Origin of the sequence: Pseudomonas sp. SWI7 (assembly GCF_006351945.1) — a bacterium.
Lineage (GTDB): Bacteria > Pseudomonadota > Gammaproteobacteria > Pseudomonadales > Pseudomonadaceae > Aquipseudomonas > Aquipseudomonas fulva.
Genome location: NZ_CP040930.1, coordinates 3,255,132 through 3,273,297, shown reverse-complemented (window position 1 = coordinate 3,273,297; position 18,166 = coordinate 3,255,132). Strand labels below are relative to the sequence as shown.

Here is an 18,166-nt window from a genome sequence, read left to right as displayed (position 1 = left end):
CGAAGATCAGCACAGTGCTGCAGCGCCATGGCTGCCTGGTACCGGGCCCTGCGTGGGCAGCACCGGTGCGATCTCGATCAGGTGAGATTGCGTTATGGATGGTATTTTCCTGCAGCAACTGGTCAACGGCCTGACCCTCGGGTCGGTCTACGGCCTGATCGCCATCGGCTACACAATGGTCTATGGCATCATCGGCATGATCAACTTCGCGCACGGCGAGGTGTATATGATTTCCGCCTACCTGGCGGCGATCAGCCTGGCATTGCTGGCCTATTTCGGCGTCGAATCCTTCCCCCTGCTGATGTTGGGCACCTTGTTGTTCACCATTGTGGTGACCGGGGTATACGGCTTCACCATCGAGCGCATCGCTTACAAACCCTTGCGCAACTCCACCCGCCTGGCGCCGCTCATCAGCGCCATCGGCATTTCCCTGATCCTGCAGAACTACGCGCAGATCAGCCAAGGTGCGCGGCAACAGGGGGTACCTACCCTGCTTGAAGGCGCCTGGCGCGTCGAGGTGGGCAGCGGTTTCGTGCAACTGACCTACACCAAGATCTTTATCCTGGTGGCGGCCTTCGTTGGCATGGGCCTGCTGACCTACGTGATCAAGTACACCAAGCTCGGGCGCATGTGCCGCGCGACCCAGCAGGACCGCAAGATGGCGTCGATCCTGGGCATCAACACCGACCGGGTAATTTCCTACGTGTTCGTCATCGGTGCCGTGATGGCGGCGCTGGCCGGCGTACTGATCACCATGAACTACGGCACCTTCGACTTCTATGCCGGCTTCATCATCGGCATCAAGGCCTTCACCGCTGCAGTGCTCGGTGGCATCGGCTCACTGCCTGGCGCCATGCTCGGCGGCATCATCCTCGGCATCTCCGAATCGCTGTTCTCCGGGCTGATCAACTCGGACTACAAGGACGTATTCAGCTTCTCGCTGCTGGTGCTGATCCTTATCTTCCGCCCCCAAGGCCTGCTGGGTCGCCCACTCGTGGCTAAGGTGTGACCATGTCCGTTGCCAAATCCGTATCCGTTCCCCAAAAGACAGGTTTCGATCTCAAGCGCAGCGTAGTGGAAACCCTGATTGCAGGGCTGCTGGCGCTCATCGTGTTCGGCCCGGTCGTCGGTGTGGTGCTCGACGGCTACAGCTTCAACGCCGAACCGCGGCGTGTGGCGTGGCTGGTCGGCGGCGTGATGCTCGGGCGCTTCCTGCTCAGCCTTTACCTGCAAACCGCTGCCGGTCGGCGCATGCTGCAAGGCTTCGACAATGGCGGTTCAGGCGTGCATGTGAACCCGCCGGACTACAAGTCGCGGCTGCGCTACATCATTCCTGCGCTCATCGTGATCGCCATCGTCTTCCCGATCTTTGCCAACAAGTACCTGCTGACGGTGGTGATCCTCGGGCTGATCTATGTGCTGCTTGGTCTTGGCCTGAATATCGTGGTTGGCCTGGCCGGGCTGCTGGACCTGGGTTATGTCGCGTTCTATGCCATCGGTGCCTATGGCCTGGCGCTGGGCTACCAGTACCTGGGGCTTGGCTTCTGGAGCGTGCTGCCCCTGGCGGCCATTGCCGCAGCGCTGGCCGGGTGCATCCTGGGCTTTCCAGTGTTGCGCATGCACGGTGATTACCTGGCCATCGTCACCCTGGGTTTTGGCGAAATCATTCGCCTGGTGCTCAACAACTGGCTGTCGTTCACCGGTGGGCCCAATGGCATGCCGGCCCCGGCGCCGACGTTCCTCGGCCTGGAGTTCGGTCGGCGGGCCAAGGACGGGGGCGTGCCCATCCACGAGTTCATGGGTATCGATTACAACCCCAATCTCAAGTTCGTGTTCATCTACGCGGTGCTGTTTTTGGTAGTGCTGGCCGTGCTGTACATCAAGCACAGGCTGACACGCATGCCGGTAGGTCGAGCATGGGAGGCCCTGCGCGAAGACGAGATCGCCTGCCGCTCCATGGGGCTCAATCATGTGCTGGTCAAGCTCTCGGCGTTTACCCTGGGCGCCTCGACTGCGGGGCTGGCGGGGGTGTTCTTCGCCACCTACCAAGGTTTCGTCAACCCGTCCTCGTTCACCTTCTTCGAGTCAGCGCTGATCCTGGCCATCGTCGTACTGGGCGGCATGGGCTCGACGGTCGGCGTGGTGATTGCCGCGTTCGTGCTCACCGTTGCGCCAGAACTGCTGCGCAGCTTCTCCGAGTATCGGGTACTGCTGTTTGGGGTGCTGATGGTGCTGATGATGATCTGGCGACCGCGCGGGCTGATCCGCATCAGCCGGTCCGGTGTGACCCCGCGTAAAGGAGTGGCGCCATGAGCGACGACATCATTCTTTCGGTAGACCACCTGATGATGCAGTTCGGTGGCATCAAGGCGCTCAGCGATGTGAGCCTGAAAGTCAGGCGCAATCAGATCTTCGCCCTGATCGGCCCCAATGGCGCAGGCAAGACCACGGTGTTCAACTGCCTGACCGGCTTCTACAAGCCCAGCGGCGGACGAATCGAGCTCAATGCACGGGGGAGCCATACCAACGTCATTCAGTTGCTGGGCGAGCGCTTCCAGGCGGCGGACTTCGTCTCGCCATCACGGTTCGCCAGCCGGCTGTACTACAAGATGTTCGGCGGCACCCACCTGGTCAACCGGGCCGGTCTGGCCCGGACGTTCCAGAACATCCGGCTATTCAAGGAGATGTCTGTCGTCGAGAACCTGCTGGTGGCCCAACACATGTGGGTCAACCGCAACCTGTTGGCTGGCGTGCTCAACACCAAGGGGTATCGCAAGGCCGAGAGCGACGCGCTGGACCATGCCTTCTACTGGCTGGAGGTGGTGGACCTGGTCGACTGCGCCAATCGCCTGGCCGGCGAACTGTCCTACGGCCAGCAGCGACGCCTGGAAATCGCCCGTGCCATGTGCACCCGCCCCAAGGTGATCTGCCTGGACGAACCTGCCGCGGGCTTGAACCCTCAGGAGACCGAAGCGTTGAGCCGCATGGTGCGGGTCCTGCGCGACGAGCATGACATCACCGTGGTGCTGATCGAGCATGACATGGGCATGGTCATGAGCATTTCCGACCACATCGTCGTGCTGGACCACGGCAACGTGATCGCCGAGGGCGCGCCTCAGGATATCCGCAACAACCCGACAGTGATCGCTGCCTATCTGGGTGCCGACGAAGAGGAGCTGATATGACTGCACCCATTCTGGAATTGAAGGACCTGGATGTGTTCTACGGCCCCATCCAGGCCCTGAAGCAGGTGTCCATGCACATCGACGAAGGTGAGACGGTGAGCCTGATCGGTGCCAACGGGGCGGGCAAGTCCACCTTGTTGATGTCCATTTTCGGGCAGCCCCGCGCCGCTTCCGGCCAGATCATCTACCGGGGCACCGACATCACCCGCAAGTCCTCGCACTACATTGCCGCCAACGGCATCGCCCAGTCGCCGGAAGGGCGGCGGGTGTTCCCGGACATGAGTGTCGAAGAAAACCTGATGATGGGCACCATCCCCATCGGCGACAAGCATGCCGACGAGGACATGCAGCGGATGTATACGTTGTTTCCACGTTTGAAGGAGCGACGCAATCAGCGCGCCATGACCATGTCGGGGGGCGAGCAGCAGATGCTGGCCATCGCCCGCGCCTTGATGAGCCGGCCTCGGCTGCTGCTTCTGGATGAGCCTTCGCTCGGGCTGGCGCCCATCGTCGTCAAACAAATCTTCGCCACCCTGCGCGAGCTGGCCAAGACGGGCATGACCATCTTTCTGGTCGAGCAGAACGCCAACCACGCGTTGAAGCTGTCGGACCGGGCTTACGTGATGGTCAACGGGCAGATACGCATGACGGGTACGGGCCAGGAGTTGCTGGTCAATGAAGAGGTGCGCAGCGCTTACTTGGGAGGGCACTGAGCCCTGATGGTGTTCCAGCCCTGAGTCAATCGGGGCTGGTCAACGCTTCAAGAAAGTGGCCTGCACGTTTCACCAGGCGGTGCCTGATGTGGACAACTGCAATGGCCTCGGGCTTATGCACAGGCTCGAAGCGACTGGCCAACCTTTGTTACCCACAGCCTGATTTAGTCCACCGTTCGTGTGGAGGTGCCTGTGGAAAACATGGTGGCATCTTTCTCCAAGCCAAGGAATTCAGGGGCTCCATAGACTTGATCGTTTTTTGATCAGGATCTAGCTGCATGACGATATCTCTACCTGACTAGTACTTTTCGAGAGTGATGTCATAAACCCGTACGCCTGTGGATAAGGTTGTGGAAAAGCGTTGGACAGACGTCTGGATGCGGCATGGGATAAAGGAATTGGCGCGGTTGAAAAAGGCAGGCGCGACCGTGTAATGCTGAAAGGGTTCCGCCTGGTGCCGCAGTTGCCCCCAATTGGCGGGGAAAGGCTTGTGGATAAGGTGCTCATAGGTGGCTGTAGCCCAGTGTATATGCGGCCTTCAGTGTGTTGATCAAAAAATGATCAGTGCGCGTGACGACTTGCCCGGCGCATCGGGCACGGGCATGCTGCGGTTTCACCCAGGATCTCTTACGTGAGGAACACTGCATGACTTCGACCGTCTTCATCACAGGCGCCACGTCCGGCTTTGGCGAGGCCACTGCCCGCCGGTTTGCCGAGGCGGGCTGGAAGCTGGTGCTCACGGGGCGCCGCAAGGACCGCCTGGATGCCTTGTGTGCCGAATTGTCTGCGCAAACCGAAGTCCATGGCCTGGTGCTGGATGTGCGTGATCGCCAGGCGATGGAACAGGCCATCGCCACCTTGCCAGCGGGCTTCGACACGCTCCGCGCACTGGTCAACAACGCCGGGTTGGCGCTGGGGGTGGACGCTGCACAGCATTGCAGCCTCGACGACTGGGAAACCATGGTCGACACCAACATCAAGGGGCTGATCTACACCACGCGCTTGCTGCTGCCCCGCTTGATCGCCCACGGGCGGGGGGCATCCATTCTGAACGTGGGGTCGGTGGCGGGTAATTACCCCTATCCGGGCAGTAACGTTTATGGCGGCACCAAGGCGTTCGTGGGTCAGTTCTCGTTGAACCTGCGCTGCGATTTGCGCGGTACTGGCGTGCGGGTGAGCAACATCGAGCCTGGCTTGTGCGAGAGCGAGTTCTCGCTGGTTCGGTTTGGCGGTGATCAGGCCAAGTACGATGCTACCTACGCGGGGGCCGAGCCGATCCAGCCGCAGGACATTGCCGAGACCATTTTCTGGATACTCAACCAGCCGGCGCATATCAACATCAATAGCCTGGAGTTGATGCCGGTTAGCCAGGACTGGGCTGGGTTCTCTATTGATCGCTCGGCGAAGGGGTAATTTGGGGTTTTGACCGGGGTGTATGACTGAGTTCTTCTCCACGGGCGAACCCCCGGCGAAATCCTGCCGCATTCGGAAGGGCTATTCGCGAACCTGAATGACCGTTGCCGTTGCCGTTGCCGTTGCCGTTGCCGTTGCCGTTGCCGTTGCCGTTGCCGTTGCCGTTGCTGTTGCTTTGGCTTTTGCTTCTAAGCGCGCGGTAGTCCAGGCGGCGCAGATCGCGACTTCAGGAGGCCGAGCGCCGGGCTTGCGGAGGGAGGTGACAGGCATGGATGCCTGTCAAGCGCTGGGCCCCAGGATGGGGCCTGCAGCGCGGTCCTCCCGGGAGCAAGCCCGGAGCGAGGGGACCCCGGAGCGCAGCGTAGGGGCCGGATGATAGGAGCAGGCGGTTTTTGCTTACTTTTTGACAAGACAAAAAGTGAGCCGCCGTAAGGGCGGAAGGGTGACTGTGCGCCACCCGCGCCAATGAATACCAACTTGCTGTATGTGCCCATGCTTTAAAGTTTGAAGTTTGAAGTTTGAAGTTTGAAGTTTGTAGTTCGATTGGGTTGGTGTGGGTATTGATAGAGAGCATAGTCCATTTGCGATGGCGACGCTTAATCACCTTTTCGCCCTTACGGCGAGTTACTTTTTGTCAAACGCCACAAAAAGTAACCAAAAAAGGCTGCGCTCCGTTCATACGGCCCCTACGCTGCGCTTCGGGGTTCCCTCACTCCGGTCTTGCTCCCGGGAGGACCGCGCTGTAGGCCCCATCCTGGGGCCCAGCGCTTGACAGGCATCCATGCCTGTCACCTCCCTCCGCAAGACCTGCGTTCGGCCTTCTGAAGTCGCGAAGATCAAAAGCAAGATCAAGATCAAGATCAAGATCAAGATCAAGAGCAAGAGCAAGAGCAAGAGTGTCTATAGTGGGGATGATAACGTCTAAACTTGCCGCTATACATAGCCTGTGTAGTGTTCAAGGAGTGTGCTAGCGTTAACTAATTTTGAAGTTATATTTGCTAGTGCAAGAGCAGAGAGCTTTGATTTTCGGTTATGTCATATTCCAAGTATTAGGCAGCGCTATTAGCAGTACGAACATGCGGCGCCATCAAGTCAAGCGCTTGATACTGTGGCAGTTCCTACAACACTCGCCATTGTACGTATTCCAGTGACGAAAACGTGCCAGCGCACTGGACGTCTCCAGGATCTGAGCCTCACTGCCCATTACGGTAACAACATTGCAGGCCCCGACCTCACCCCTCCAATCGCTTCAACCCTTCCAGGCAGGTGGCCAGATGATAAGGCGTAGTCGACGGCATATCATGCCGGCTGACATCGCCTTGCCCGTCCCGGCATTCATACCATCCCGCTTGCCGCAAGAACCGCCCCTGCAGGGCCTGCAACAGCTTGGGCAGCTTTACATCTGCATCAGGGCGCAAGGCCAGGGCCCTGGCGTATTCGGCCTGTGCCCAGATCCGCTGAGTCGCATCCAGCACATGCCCTTGCACATCCAGCATCGCCAGCACCGCCTCGTCCTTCACGCCATGGTGCTCGGCAAAAACAAAGCCCCGCTCAATGGACGCATGCAACGCCGTCCCACGCAGCAGCGGCGAAGTGTGCAGCAAATAGAACCACTCGAACTGATGACCCGGCTCGAACCAGTTATCCACAGTGCCCCGGGGCTTTTCCAGCATCACCCCGTGGGCAGGGTCGATGAAGTGGGCCTGCATCGCTGTGCATAACTGTAGAAGCAATTGCTGCACAGCCTGATCATCACGCACGGCCAACACCTGCAAGAAGGCCTCTGCCAGGTGCATCTGCGGGTTTTGCAGCGCGCCACTGCCCAGGTTGCCCCAGTCTTCACCCAGACTGGCCTCGTACAAGCCATCATCCCGGGCAAAGCGATGCTCGATGACGTCTAGCGCACCAGCCAGGGTGGAGGCCACCAGGCTGTCGCGGACCTGGCCCCAATAGTGCGCGCAGGCGAAGACGATGAACGCGTGGGTATAGAGGTCCTTGCGTCGGTCCAGCGGTTTGCCCTGGGCGTCGATGCTGTAGAACCAGCCACCGTGCTCGGGGTCATGAAAGTGCTTTTGCAAGGAGCGGAACAATGCCGCGGCGCGTTCGGCCGCGCCCGGTTGACCGATGCGGCTGCTGAACAGGTACAACTGGCGTGCGCAAGCCATGGCCCGATAGCGCTGCACCGGCAGCGGCTGATGCTCGGCGTCCAGGGCCTCGTAAGGCAACGCCATCTCGGTGTTCCAACCTGGCCCCTGCCATAGGGGCACGATGCACGCGGCAAAGTGCTGATTGAAGCGGGTCAGTTCGGGCAGGGTAGGGCGGGGGTTGCACATCTTGGCGCTCGTCGCTGTCGGGCAGGGCGCCATGGTAGCAGAAGTCGGGTCTGCCGAGCCCGTCAGCCGGGGTTGCCGAGCCCTTGCCAGTGCCGCGCACCGACGAAAATGAAGCGCAGTTGCTGGGTGATCTTCTCCTGAGGGGTCAACGCCTGCGGCTCACCCCTTTCCGGCCTGTCGATCAATTCGGGCAAGGTGGCGAACACGGTCTTGACCACCAGGTCCGCCATGACGGTAAGCGCCGCATTGTCCAGGTGCTGCCAACGCTGCATCCGGGCCAGGTCGGTGGCCAGGTCAGCGGTAATGTTTTCCCGCAACTGGGCGATGGCCTGGCGCACGGGCTGCGACCCTCCGTACTGCTCCCGTGCCAGGAATAGAAACTGGGCGCGGTGGGCAGCGACTACATCGAGAAATATACGAACTGACGCATCCGTGATACCGCCCAGCTCGAACTCGTTGTGCCGCACCAGCCGGATGGTCTGGCGGAAGGTATCGTCCACCTCATTGACCAGTGCCAGGCCCAGTGCATCCATGTCCGGGAAATGCCGGTAGAAACCGGTGGGCACGATGCCGGCCGCCTTGGCCACTTCGCGCAAGCTGATGCTGCCAAAGCCACGACCACTCTCCATGAGCAGGCAGGCGGCATCGAGCAGGGCCTGGCGGGTCTGTAGCTTCTGTTCGGCACGCGGCAACATGATGCAGGTTTCTATAAAGGGTGGCTGGGCACTCTAGTTAAAAAAACGAAGCCCGGTCAATGGACCGGGCTCGAAGGGGGAGGTCAGGTAGACGACAGCGCGGTGCGTCTTCCATAAGGTCAGCTCACCCGTGCCGTTTGCGACAAGCGATCTGCACCGCCCTCGGCGACACGGGCGCTGCGCTCGATCAGGCGATCGGAACCCCCTTCGGCAACACGGGCGCTGCGCTCGATCAGGCGGTCGGAACCCCCTTCGGCAACACGGGCGCTGCGCTCGATCAACCGGTCGGAGCCGCCTTCGGCGAGTGTTTCAAGTGGTTGGATGGTTTGAACAGCGCTCGAACGCGATTCGGCCGTCAGGTGCTGCTCGGCACCTGGCAGGGCGAACGCATTGGCTGCAAGCAGGGAAAAGGTGAGGGTCAACAGGTGGCGTTTCATGATTCGGTGCTCCTCTGCGGGGCTGGAAAGTGGGTGTGTAGCCAATGCTACGCCTCGCACCTGCACAGAGAAGTTCATCCGGGTAATGGTAAAAATCGACCCCATTGATATCAGGCGTCAAAGGCTCTATTCAGAGCCTTGCAGGGCCGCCGGGGGGCTTGATGGTAGGGGTGCGTAAGGGATGCACCGAGTGAGCATGACGAGCCAAACGCACCCAGACGCGGGAAATTCTTGGCTATCCTCCCCCTGAGATAAAACCCTCACGCCTTTCATCAGTCCCAGATACATGACCCCTCACCGCTACGCTTGTTTTCGCCTTGCCGCATGGAGACTCACGCAATGACGCGCCCCGCCAGAATCATCCTCTGGACCCTGACCACACTGCTGACCGTGCTGGCAATCCTGGTCGTGGTGATTGCCACCTTCGACTGGAACCGCGTCAAGCCGCTGCTCAACGAGAAGGTGTCCGAGGCCTTGCATCGGCCCTTCGCCATCAACGGCAACCTTGCAGTGCACTGGCGCACCGAGCCTGAAGAAGGGGGCTGGCGGGCATGGATACCTTGGCCGCATTTCACGGCTGAAGACCTCACCCTGGGCAACCCGGACTGGCTCAAAGAGCCGCAGATGGTAGCACTGGAGCGCGTGGAGTTTCGCCTGTCGCCGCTGCCCCTGTTGTTTCACCAAGTCAGCATCCCGCGCATCAACTTGACCAAGCCGACTGCCAGCCTGACACGCCTGGCGGACGGCAGGGCCAACTGGAACTTCGACTTCGGCCCGAAAGACGAAAACGAAGCACCGTCCAAATGGGAAATGGACATCGGCGCGATTGGTTTCGACCAAGGTAACGTCAGCTTCGACGACCAGACGCTCAAGGCTCGCATGAAGGTCCAGATCGATCCGCTGGGTAAGCCCATTCCGTTCAGCGACATCGTGGGCAAGGCCACGGCCGAGAAGTCGGCGCCTGCACAGGACTATGCATTCGGCCTCAAGGCGCAGGGGCGCTACAAGGATCAGCCCGTGTCCGGCACTGGCAAGATCGGTGGCCTGCTGGCACTCAAAGCATCCGATCAACCCTTCCCACTGCAAGCGGATGTGCGCATCGCCGACACCCATGTGGTACTGGCCGGTACCCTGACCGATCCGCTCAACCTGGGTGCACTCGACCTGCGACTGCGCCTGTCGGGCGCGAGCCTTGGCAATCTGTTCCCGTTGACCGGCGTGACATTGCCTGACACCCCGGCATATTCCACCGATGGCCACCTTAGCGCCAACCTGCACGCTGAGCAGGGCGCCACCTTCAAGTACCAAGGGTTCAATGGCAAGATCGGTGACAGCGACATTCATGGTGACCTGGCGTACGTCGCCAGCAAGCCTCGGCCCAAGCTCACGGGCAAGCTCGTTTCCAACCAGCTCCTGTTCAAGGACCTGGCGCCACTGATCGGCGCTGACTCCAATGCCGAGCAGAAAGCCCGTGGCGGTGCCAGCAAGCAGCCGTCCGACAAGGTCCTGCCGGTCGAGGAATTTCGTACCGACCGCTGGCGCGCCATGGATGCCGATGTCACCTTCACCGGCAAGCGCATCGTGCACAGCGAGCAGCTTCCCTTCAACGACCTGTCGGCCCACGTGATCCTGGAAGACGGCCTGCTGCGCCTGGAGCCTTTGAGGTTTGGCGTAGCGGGCGGCAACCTGGCATCGCGCATCCGCCTGGACGGCCGCAACGTTCCGTTGCAGGGGCGTGCACGGCTGACCGCCAGGGGATTCAAGCTCAAGCAGCTGTTCCCTTCTTTCGCGCCGATGCAAAGCAGCTTTGGCGAGCTCAATGGGGATGCCGACATTACCGGTAGCGGCAACTCCGTGGCAGCACTGCTCGGTAGCGCCAATGGCGACCTGCGCATGCTGGTCAACGATGGCGCCATCAGCCGCAGCCTCATGGAAATCGCAGGTTTGAACGTGGGCAACTACATCGTCGACAAACTGTTCGGTGATGAAGACGTGAAGATCAACTGCGCCGCTGCCGATGTCGGTATCAAGGATGGCCTTGCCAGCACGCGTCTGTTCATTTTCGATACCGAGAACGCGATCATCTACATCAACGGCACCGCCAACTTCGCCAATGAGCGGCTGGACCTGAAGATCACACCGGAATCCAAGGGGCTGAGGCTGTTCTCCCTGCGCTCGCCGCTGTATGTGCGGGGGGCTTTCGCCAAACCGAGCGCCGGGGTGCAGGCCGTACCGCTGGCGCTGCGCGGTGCCGGCATGGTTGCCCTTGGGGTGGTCGCGGGGCCTGCGGCCGGTCTCCTGGCGCTGGTCGCGCCCAGCAGTGGTGATGATCCCAACCAGTGCACACCGTTGTTGCAGCAGATGAAGGAAGGCAAGGCGCCGGCGGCCGTCAAAGGCCGCAAGTGATGGAAGACGATGGGCGCGGCGGTTCAGAGGTCCTGCCGCGCCCTGCGGCCCTGTTAGCTGCCGAGCTGGAATGCTGGGGGCTGCGCAGCAGCCCCGACCCTCTGAGCTGCCGAGCTGGAATCCCTTGGCGCTGCGTGGCCTGGCAGCCAGCCCAGCACCTCGGCGGGACCGATCACAGGGTTCAGTAACTCAAAGGTCTGGGACAAGACAGTCGGCGCTTCACAATCACCGAGGCTGGGAACGGTCCGATCAGGGCGCCGGACCGACCGCAATGGGCTGCGAAGCAGCCCTGCGTGACGAGCATTACCGCATCAGCGGCCTTGCGTGTTGCGATTGGCCTTACAGACCGTCGAGCAGGTCGGACATGTCATCGGCGTGCTCTTCTTCTTGCGCCAGAATGTCTTCGAAGATACGGCGAGTGGTCGGGTCCTTGTCGCCGATGTACTGGATGATCTCGCGGTAGCTGTCGATGGCGATACGCTCGGCCACCAAGTCTTCCAGGACCATTTCCTTGAGGGTCGCACCTGCCACGTACTGGGCGTGAGAGTTCTTGCTCAGGTTGTCCGGGTTGAAGTCAGGCTCACCGCCCAGTTGCACGATACGCTCGGCCAGCTTGTCGGCGTGTTCGGCTTCCTGGTTGGCATGCTCCAGGAATTCTTCGGCAGCCACACTGGCCTTGACGCCAGAAGCCATGAAGTAGTGACGCTTGTAGCGCAGGGTGCAGACCAGCTCGGTGGCCAGCGAATCGTTGAGCAGCTTGATGATGCGCTCGCGATCAGCATTGTAGCCTTCGGTCACTGCACCATTTTCCACATGCTCGCGTGCACGCTGGCGCAGGGTCTGGATATCGGTCATTTCAGTCGTGTTCATGTTTCATCTCCGAAAAGCATCAGGTAGTCGTAGTCAGGTAGCGGAAGCCTTACGCGCCTTTGACGGCCTCGCGGTCTTCTTCACGTTGTTTGCAGGTCTTGAAACCCTTGGCATCCACATGGCCGGTGGCATCGAAGCGCACGTAGTACGGCTGCTGCTTGCCGTCGCGGTTGAGGATGTAATCGTTGCAGGTACCGCCATTGGGCAGGTCGATGACATTGGACGGGCTGCCGCCGATGGCGATCACGCGCTGCATGGTCATGCCATTTTCGACCTGCTTGACCAGGGGCTCGTTGCGGTAGGTCACATAGTCCACCGGGTTTTCCGGGCGGCTGCCGCATGCCGCCAGGGTGGCGCTGGCCAGAAGGATTGCCAGAGTCTGCTTGAACATCGTCCCGCTCCTTGCACAAAAGGGTATGTGCAGGTTTTGAACCTCACGCAGCGCCAGGAGTTCGATCGAGCTAGCCAATTGCCTGCGTGCAAATGGTTGTCGTGCCTTGATGGCAAACCGGGCCTCGCGCCAGGCTTGTCTACACTGCTGGTGTCACCGTGCGTTGGGCGCGGGCTCAGGAGAACACGACATGAAACGGCTGCACATTCCGTTGCTGATGGTTGCGCTGGTGTTCAGCGCCCAGGGCTTTGCGGCAACTACCACCCAGCAGGAAAAGATGAAAACGTGCAATGCAGATGCCACGGCGCAATCGCTCAAGGGCGACGCCCGCAAGGCCTTCATGAGTGCGTGCCTGAAGAAACAGGTGCCGCCCACCCAGCAGGAAAAAATGAAGACGTGCAATGCCGACGCCACTGCCAAGGTGCTCAAGGGTGATGAGCGCAAGGCGTTCATGAGTGACTGCCTGAAGAAGAAATGATCGGTGCCTATGCCTGCAGGCCTAACGCTGGCAGACTGCGGATCTTCTTCGCTGGCTGCCGCTGAGGCTGTATGACCTTCACCCCCGCCAAGTCACCCTGGCAAGTTTGATCATCGTATTCGCAGGCTTGCTGATGGCGTTGCCGTTGAAGCTGCTGCCCAGCCTGCTGGCAGGCCTGCTGGTGTTCGAACTGGTCAACATGCTCACGCCGCGCCTGCAGCCGTTGATTGCCGGGCAGCGTGCGCGCTGGCTGGCAGTGGCGCTGCTGGGGACGCTGGTGGTGATCAGCCTTGCGCTATTGATCGCCGGGGCATTCAGCTTCCTGTTGCATGAAGCGGAAAATCCAGGCGCTTCGCTGGACAAGTTCATGGCGCTGGTGGAGCGGGCACGCGGCCAGTTGCCGCCGTTCATCGAGGGCTACCTGCCGGCCAGCGCGGCAGAGTTCAAAGTGGCGATCGGCGACTGGATCAAGAGCCACCTCAGTGATTTGCAACTGGTGGGCAAGGGCATGGCGCACATGTTCGTGACCCTGCTGATCGGCATGATCCTGGGGGCCATCGTCGCCCTGCAGCGCATACCCGACATCTCTCGGCGCAAGCCACTGGCTGCCGCCCTGTTCGAGCGTCTGAGCCTGCTGGTCCAGGCGTTTCGCAACATCGTTTTCGCCCAGATCAAGATTTCCCTGCTCAATACCGCATTCACCGGCATCTTCCTGGCCGTGGTGCTGCCGTTGTTCGGGGTGCATCTGCCGCTGACCAAGACCTTGATCGTGCTGACGTTCCTGTTGGGTCTGCTACCGGTCATTGGCAACCTCATGTCCAACACCCTGATCACCATCGTGGGGTTGTCGTTGTCGGTGTGGGTGGCTGCGGCGGCGTTGGTCTACCTGATCGTCATCCACAAGGTGGAATACTTCCTCAACGCCAAGATCGTCGGGGGGCAGATCAGGGCCAAGGCTTGGGAGCTGCTGTTGGCGATGCTGGTGTTCGAAGCGGCGTTCGGCCTGCCGGGGGTGGTGGCAGGGCCGGTCTATTACGCCTATCTCAAGAGCGAGCTGCGCAGGATGGAGCTGGTTTGAATGCGGCCACGGCGGGCCTGCTCAGGGCATAGCAGGGCCGGCGTCAGGCTTGGTCAGGCGGTGTTGACCAGCGCCACCGCCAACGAGGGGCGACCCAAGCGCCCCGTACCCCGGTCATTTCGTCACGCGCCGTAGCGCTTGCGTGCCTCAATGGCCAGCCCACTGCCGATGCTGCCAAAGATGTTGCCTTCCACATGACGGGCATTGGGCAACATCGCCGCCACGCTGTTGCGCAGGGCTGGAATGCCGCTGGAGCCGCCCGTGAAAAATACCGTGTCGACCTGGCCCTGGCTGACCCCGGCCTTGGCCAGCAAGTCCGTGACACTGGCCCGCACCCGTTCCAGCAGGCTTTCGATGGCCATCTCGAACAAGCTGCGAGACAGGTCCACGCCAAGGCCGGGTTCGATGCGGCCGAGGTCGACGTGACGACTGGGCTGTTCGGTCAGCTCGATCTTGCTGGCTTCCACTTCCATGGCCAGCCAATGCCCGGCGCGCTCCTCGATGAGCTTGAACAGCCGATCCACGCCGAGGGTGTCCTCGATGTCGTAGCGCATGTTGCCCAGGGCCAACTGCGACTTCTGTGAGTACAAGGCGTTGATCGTGTGCCAAGTGGCCAGGTTCAGGTGATAGCTGGTTGGCATCAAGGCACCGCTTTTCATGCGGCTGCCATAACCGAACAGCGGCATTACCCCTTGCAGGCTCAGCTGCTTGTCGAAGTCCGTGCCGCCGATGTGTACGCCACCGGTCGCAAGGATGTCGCTCTGGCGCTCGGCTACCGCGTGCCGCTCAGGCGACAGCCTGATGAGGGTGAAGTCGGAAGTACCGCCGCCGATATCGACGATCAGCACCAGTTCCTCCCGGCTGATGCCCGACTCGTAGTCGAACGCCGCAGCGATGGGCTCGTACTGGAACGACACGTCCTTGAAGCCGATCTTGCGTGCTACCTCGGCCAGCGTGTCCTCGGCTTCCTGGTCGGCTGCCGGGTCCTCGTCGACGAAGAATACCGGGCGGCCGAGTACCACCTGATCGAACTCACGGCCGGCCTCGGCCTGCGCGCGGTTTTTCAGCTCACCGATGAACATGCCCAGCAGGTCCTTGAACGGCAGTGCGCTGCCCAGCACGCTGGTGTCGTGCTTGATCAACTTGGACCCGAGCAGGCTCTTGAGCGAGCGCATCAGGCGCCCCTCGTAGCCTTCGAGGTATTCGTGCAGGGCCAGCCGACCGTAGACAGGGCGGCGCTCCTCGATGTTGAAGAACACCACCGAGGGCAACGTGATCTTGCCGTCTTCCAGGGCAATCAGCGATTCCGTGCCCGGTCGGTGCCAGCCAACCGTCGAGTTGGAGGTGCCAAAGTCGATGCCAAGGGCGCGGGCCGGGGATACGTCGGACATGGGGAAAAGGCTTCCGGAGGCAAAACGGCCGCGCAGTGTATGCCAGCTGGCGACAGAATCAAGACCGGTCGTCTGCCATGGAGCAACCCCAAGCGGGCCTTGAAAGGCTATGCTTGATCCCTATCTTCTCCAGCAACACGCACATTCTCACTGGTGATCCCTAGATGGACTTCAAAGACTACTACAAGATACTTGGCGTAGAGCCCACAGCGGACGACAAGGCGATCAAGGCCGCGTACCGCAAGCTGGCCCGCAAGTATCACCCTGATGTCAGCAAAGAGCGCGACGCCGAAGACAAATTCAAGGAAGCCAACGAGGCCTACGAAGTGCTGGGCGATGCGCAGAAACGCGCCGAATTCGATGAAATTCGCAAGTACGGCGGCCAGCATGGTCGGCCATTCCAGGCGCCGCCAGGCTGGGAAAGCCGAGGCGGGGCCGGAGGCGGTTTCGAGAGTGGCGATTTTTCGGACTTTTTCAGCTCGATGTTCGGCGGTCGTGGAGGCAACCCGTTCGGGGGCGCCCGTCAACAACAGCGCAGTGCCGGCAGGCGAGGGCAGGACGTGGAGCTTGAACTGGCGGTATTTCTGGAAGAAACCCTGAGCAAGGAGTCCAAGCAGATCAGCTTCCAGGTTCCGCAAACCAATGCCATGGGCCAGCGTACGGGGTTCACCACCAAGACCCTGAACGTCAAGATCCCGGCCGGCGTGACCGATGGCGAGCGCATTCGCCTCAAGGGCCAGGGTGCCCCGGGTGTCGGTGGCGGTGCCAATGGCGATTTGTTCCTGACCATCCGCATGGCCCCGCACCCGCTGTTCGACGTCGAGGGGCATGACCTGATCATCACCGTGCCGCTGGCGCCTTGGGAAGCGGCCTTGGGCACCAAGGTGGCGGTGCCCACGCTCGAAGGCAGGATCAACCTGACCATCCGCCCCGACAGCCAGAGCGGGCAGCGCCTGCGGGTGCCAGGCAAGGGCCTGGCCGACAAGCATGGCCAGCGCGGCAACCTCTATGCACAGCTCAAGGTCGTCATGCCGACCACCTCTGACGAATCTACCCGGGAACTGTGGGCCAAGCTTTCCGAGAAGGCCGCGTTCGACCCGAGGGCACAATGGAGTAAGTGATCATGAGCAGCACCCTGATCGTTCAACTGGACATGCATACCTTGTGTCAGGAAGCCGACCTTACGGCGGACTGTGTGATCGAGATCGTCGAGCACGGCATTGTGGAGCCAACCGGGCGCAGGCCTGAAGACTGGCTGTTCGACGATCAGGCACCGCTGCTGGCAAGGCGCGCGGCCAAGCTGCACCAGGAGTTGGAGCTGGAATGGGAAGGCGTGGCGCTGGCCCTGGAATTGCTCCAGGAGGTGCAGCAGCTGCGCAACGAGAACAGCATGTTGCGCCAGCGCCTGGGCAGGTTCACGCAGATGTGAGGGGAGTCAGGCGCGGGCAGGGCTGGAGCGCTGGCCTGCGCAGCCTTGTGTCACCGGGCAAGGCTGCGTGAAGGCGGCCTTGCCCAGTGTCATGACAGGTCTGGCTCGGCCCCTGGGTTCAGCACCCGCTGCATGAAGGTCAGGTCCAGCCAGCGCCCGAATTTCACCCCCACCTGCGGCATCTGCCCGGTGACCACGAACCCCAGGCGCTCGTGCAGGTGCACAGACGCTGCGTTGCCGCTTTCGATGGCCGCGACCATGACGTGCTTGCCGCCACCTTGTGCGCGCTCGATCAATGCACGCATCAGCGCCGGCCCAAGCCCTTTGCCGCGCTGATCGCTGCGCACGTACACCGAATGCTCGACCGTGTGGCGGAACCCCTCGAACGGGCGCCAGTCCCCGAACGAGGCGTAGCCCAGCACGTCGGCGCCGTCCACGGCTACCAGTATCGGGTAACCCTGTTGCGCACGGGCGTCGAACCAGGCCTGGCGGTTGGCCAGGTCCACCGGCGTCTCGTTCCAGATAGCCGTGGTGTTGCGCACGGCATCGTTGTAGATGTCGAGGATGGCCGGTAGGTCGGCAGGCAGGGCGTCGCGGATTTCGTGACTCATGGCAGCGTCTCGCAAGGTCGAAGCGTGCAGGTTAAATGGTTACCAGCCCGCGTACACCTTCGGCCTGCATGTTTTCGCCCCGGCCACGCTGTACGATCTGGCCGCGGGCCATGACCAGGTAGTGATCCGCCAACGCTTCGGCAAAATCGTAAAACTGCTCGACCAGCAGGATGGCCATGTCGCCGCGCTGCGCCAGCCGCTGGATCACCGCGCCTATTTCCTTGATCACCGAAGGCTGGATGCCTTCGGTGGGCTCATCGAGAATCAGCAGGCGCGGGCGACTGGCCAGTGCCCGGCCAATAGCCAGCTGCTGTTGCTGCCCCCCGGACAAATCCCCGCCTCGGCGTTGCTTCATTTGTTCGAGCACAGGGAACAACTCGTAGATGAAGGCAGGCACTTCACGTGCCTCGCGCCCCGGAAAGCGTGACAAGCCCATCAGCAGGTTTTCCTCGACGCTCAGGCGCGGGAAAATTTCGCGGCCCTGCGGTACGTACGCGATGCCGGCCTGCACCCGGTGGTGCGGCTTGAGTGCGGTAATGGGCTTGCCTTCCCACTCCACGCTGCCTTCGCGCACAGGCACCAGGCCCATCAGGCAACGCAGCAACGTGGTCTTGCCCACGCCGTTGCGACCCAGCAGGCAGGTGACCTCGCCCAGCCTGGCTTCGAAGGACAGGCCGCGCAGGATGTGGCTGCCGCCGTAGTACTGGTGCAGCGTATCGATCTTGAGCATGCGAGG

The 18,166-nt window shown here is 61.4% G+C and carries 19 protein-coding genes; 11 read left to right on the top strand and 8 right to left on the bottom strand.

Going from position 1 to position 18,166, the window contains the following annotated elements:
• Window positions 1-94 precede the first annotated feature (94 nt).
• The 6 genes from FH041_RS15055 to FH041_RS22825 all read left to right on the top strand — a co-directional run bounded on the left by FH041_RS15055 (window position 95) and on the right by FH041_RS22825 (window position 6,236).
• Complete coding sequence (locus tag FH041_RS15055) at window positions 95-1,009, top strand: branched-chain amino acid ABC transporter permease (protein ID WP_023533025.1); 915 nt, start codon at window positions 95-97, stop codon at window positions 1,007-1,009.
• A 2-nt stretch (window positions 1,010-1,011) separates the two neighbouring features.
• Entirely contained in the window at window positions 1,012-2,313 is a 1,302-nt protein-coding gene (gene livM / locus FH041_RS15050) for a high-affinity branched-chain amino acid ABC transporter permease LivM (protein WP_111475910.1), read from the top strand.
• Window positions 2,310-3,185, top strand: coding sequence for an ABC transporter ATP-binding protein (locus tag FH041_RS15045; RefSeq protein WP_023532980.1), 876 nt, complete (start codon window positions 2,310-2,312; stop codon window positions 3,183-3,185). Before livM ends, FH041_RS15045 begins: the two co-directional genes overlap by 4 nt.
• Window positions 3,182-3,898: an ABC transporter ATP-binding protein gene (locus tag FH041_RS15040; RefSeq protein ID WP_023532899.1), complete on the top strand. Its 717-nt coding sequence runs from the start codon at window positions 3,182-3,184 to the stop codon at window positions 3,896-3,898. Before FH041_RS15045 ends, FH041_RS15040 begins: the two co-directional genes overlap by 4 nt.
• 645 nt (window positions 3,899-4,543) lie before the next feature.
• A complete protein-coding gene (locus tag FH041_RS15035) occupies window positions 4,544-5,311 on the top strand; it encodes an SDR family oxidoreductase (protein WP_140174809.1) in 768 nt (255 codons plus the stop codon).
• Window positions 5,312-6,092: 781 nt separating this feature from the next.
• Window positions 6,093-6,236, top strand: a complete 144-nt coding sequence (locus tag FH041_RS22825; RefSeq protein ID WP_168199544.1) for a hypothetical protein — start codon at window positions 6,093-6,095, stop codon at window positions 6,234-6,236.
• 307 nt (window positions 6,237-6,543) lie between these two features.
• Here the strand turns inward: FH041_RS22825 and FH041_RS15020 are convergent, their stop codons facing one another.
• From FH041_RS15020 to FH041_RS15010, 3 genes are all read right to left on the bottom strand, one after another.
• On the bottom strand, window positions 6,544-7,644 hold the full coding sequence (locus tag FH041_RS15020; protein WP_140174807.1) for an AGE family epimerase/isomerase: 1,101 nt from the start codon (window positions 7,642-7,644) through the stop codon (window positions 6,544-6,546).
• A 62-nt stretch (window positions 7,645-7,706) separates the two neighbouring features.
• Window positions 7,707-8,339 (bottom strand): TetR family transcriptional regulator, encoded by a 633-nt coding sequence (locus FH041_RS15015; RefSeq protein WP_027915307.1) that lies wholly within the window; start codon window positions 8,337-8,339, stop codon window positions 7,707-7,709.
• A gap of 119 nt (window positions 8,340-8,458) precedes the next feature.
• Complete coding sequence (locus tag FH041_RS15010; RefSeq protein ID WP_027915306.1) at window positions 8,459-8,776, bottom strand: hypothetical protein; 318 nt, start codon at window positions 8,774-8,776, stop codon at window positions 8,459-8,461.
• A 339-nt stretch (window positions 8,777-9,115) separates the two neighbouring features.
• Between FH041_RS15010 and FH041_RS15005 the strand changes: the two genes are divergently transcribed.
• Window positions 9,116-11,182, top strand: a complete 2,067-nt coding sequence (locus FH041_RS15005; protein WP_027915305.1) for an AsmA family protein — start codon at window positions 9,116-9,118, stop codon at window positions 11,180-11,182.
• Between the two features lie 339 nt (window positions 11,183-11,521).
• On the opposite strand, the gene FH041_RS15000 is transcribed toward FH041_RS15005, so the two are convergent.
• Window positions 11,522-12,052 carry a bacterioferritin gene (locus FH041_RS15000; protein ID WP_104925737.1) on the bottom strand — a complete coding sequence of 177 codons (531 nt, stop codon included), beginning with the start codon at window positions 12,050-12,052 and terminating at the stop codon, window positions 11,522-11,524.
• 49 nt (window positions 12,053-12,101) lie between these two features.
• Entirely contained in the window at window positions 12,102-12,443 is a 342-nt protein-coding gene (gene osmE, locus FH041_RS14995) for an osmotically-inducible lipoprotein OsmE (RefSeq protein WP_027915304.1), read from the bottom strand.
• A gap of 190 nt (window positions 12,444-12,633) precedes the next feature.
• On the opposite strand from osmE, the gene FH041_RS14990 reads away from it, so the two are divergent.
• Entirely contained in the window at window positions 12,634-12,921 is a 288-nt protein-coding gene (locus FH041_RS14990) for a PsiF family protein (protein WP_104925738.1), read from the top strand.
• A 67-nt stretch (window positions 12,922-12,988) separates the two neighbouring features.
• Window positions 12,989-13,999, top strand: a complete 1,011-nt coding sequence (locus FH041_RS14985; RefSeq protein ID WP_140174805.1) for an AI-2E family transporter — start codon at window positions 12,989-12,991, stop codon at window positions 13,997-13,999.
• A gap of 122 nt (window positions 14,000-14,121) precedes the next feature.
• On the opposite strand, the gene FH041_RS14980 is transcribed toward FH041_RS14985, so the two are convergent.
• On the bottom strand, window positions 14,122-15,390 hold the full coding sequence (locus FH041_RS14980; RefSeq protein WP_028687180.1) for an Hsp70 family protein: 1,269 nt from the start codon (window positions 15,388-15,390) through the stop codon (window positions 14,122-14,124).
• Window positions 15,391-15,554: 164 nt separating this feature from the next.
• Here FH041_RS14980 and cbpA point away from each other — a divergent pair, with 164 nt between their 5' ends.
• Both cbpA and FH041_RS14970 read left to right on the top strand, forming a co-directional pair.
• Window positions 15,555-16,511 carry a curved DNA-binding protein gene (gene cbpA, locus FH041_RS14975; RefSeq protein WP_023534572.1) on the top strand — a complete coding sequence of 319 codons (957 nt, stop codon included), beginning with the start codon at window positions 15,555-15,557 and terminating at the stop codon, window positions 16,509-16,511.
• Between the two features lie 2 nt (window positions 16,512-16,513).
• Window positions 16,514-16,819, top strand: a complete 306-nt coding sequence (locus tag FH041_RS14970) for a chaperone modulator CbpM (RefSeq protein ID WP_023534557.1) — start codon at window positions 16,514-16,516, stop codon at window positions 16,817-16,819.
• Between the two features lie 89 nt (window positions 16,820-16,908).
• Here FH041_RS14970 and FH041_RS14965 read toward each other — a convergent pair whose 3' ends face one another.
• Together FH041_RS14965 and urtE are read right to left on the bottom strand one after the other, a co-directional pair.
• Window positions 16,909-17,430: a GNAT family N-acetyltransferase gene (locus FH041_RS14965; protein WP_111475503.1), complete on the bottom strand. Its 522-nt coding sequence runs from the start codon at window positions 17,428-17,430 to the stop codon at window positions 16,909-16,911.
• Between the two features lie 31 nt (window positions 17,431-17,461).
• The gene (gene urtE / locus FH041_RS14960) at window positions 17,462-18,160 is read right to left on the bottom strand and encodes an urea ABC transporter ATP-binding subunit UrtE (RefSeq protein ID WP_027915298.1); all 699 of its coding nucleotides are present in this window, start codon (window positions 18,158-18,160) and stop codon (window positions 17,462-17,464) included.
• Between the last annotated feature and the right edge of the window lie 6 nt (window positions 18,161-18,166).

What these genes read in the sequence shown, in the direction of transcription:
- livM (WP_111475910.1), top strand. Translation starts at nt 1,012, where the DNA reads ATGTCCGTTGCCAAATCCGTATCCGTTCCCCAAAAGACAGGTTTCGAT.
- FH041_RS15045 (WP_023532980.1), top strand. Translation starts at nt 2,310, where the DNA reads ATGAGCGACGACATCATTCTTTCGGTAGACCACCTGATGATGCAGTTC.
- FH041_RS15020 (WP_140174807.1), bottom strand. Translation starts at nt 7,644, where the DNA reads ATGTGCAACCCCCGCCCTACCCTGCCCGAACTGACCCGCTTCAATCAG.
- FH041_RS15015 (WP_027915307.1), bottom strand. Translation starts at nt 8,339, where the DNA reads ATGTTGCCGCGTGCCGAACAGAAGCTACAGACCCGCCAGGCCCTGCTC.
- osmE (WP_027915304.1), bottom strand. Translation starts at nt 12,443, where the DNA reads ATGTTCAAGCAGACTCTGGCAATCCTTCTGGCCAGCGCCACCCTGGCG.
- FH041_RS15010 (WP_027915306.1), bottom strand. Translation starts at nt 8,776, where the DNA reads ATGAAACGCCACCTGTTGACCCTCACCTTTTCCCTGCTTGCAGCCAAT.
- FH041_RS15005 (WP_027915305.1), top strand. Translation starts at nt 9,116, where the DNA reads ATGACGCGCCCCGCCAGAATCATCCTCTGGACCCTGACCACACTGCTG.
- FH041_RS15040 (WP_023532899.1), top strand. Translation starts at nt 3,182, where the DNA reads ATGACTGCACCCATTCTGGAATTGAAGGACCTGGATGTGTTCTACGGC.
- FH041_RS14970 (WP_023534557.1), top strand. Translation starts at nt 16,514, where the DNA reads ATGAGCAGCACCCTGATCGTTCAACTGGACATGCATACCTTGTGTCAG.
- FH041_RS14980 (WP_028687180.1), bottom strand. Translation starts at nt 15,390, where the DNA reads ATGTCCGACGTATCCCCGGCCCGCGCCCTTGGCATCGACTTTGGCACC.
- urtE (WP_027915298.1), bottom strand. Translation starts at nt 18,160, where the DNA reads ATGCTCAAGATCGATACGCTGCACCAGTACTACGGCGGCAGCCACATC.
- FH041_RS15035 (WP_140174809.1), top strand. Translation starts at nt 4,544, where the DNA reads ATGACTTCGACCGTCTTCATCACAGGCGCCACGTCCGGCTTTGGCGAG.
- FH041_RS15000 (WP_104925737.1), bottom strand. Translation starts at nt 12,052, where the DNA reads ATGAACACGACTGAAATGACCGATATCCAGACCCTGCGCCAGCGTGCA.
- FH041_RS22825 (WP_168199544.1), top strand. Translation starts at nt 6,093, where the DNA reads ATGCCTGTCACCTCCCTCCGCAAGACCTGCGTTCGGCCTTCTGAAGTC.
- FH041_RS14990 (WP_104925738.1), top strand. Translation starts at nt 12,634, where the DNA reads ATGAAACGGCTGCACATTCCGTTGCTGATGGTTGCGCTGGTGTTCAGC.
- cbpA (WP_023534572.1), top strand. Translation starts at nt 15,555, where the DNA reads ATGGACTTCAAAGACTACTACAAGATACTTGGCGTAGAGCCCACAGCG.
- FH041_RS14965 (WP_111475503.1), bottom strand. Translation starts at nt 17,430, where the DNA reads ATGAGTCACGAAATCCGCGACGCCCTGCCTGCCGACCTACCGGCCATC.
- FH041_RS15055 (WP_023533025.1), top strand. Translation starts at nt 95, where the DNA reads ATGGATGGTATTTTCCTGCAGCAACTGGTCAACGGCCTGACCCTCGGG.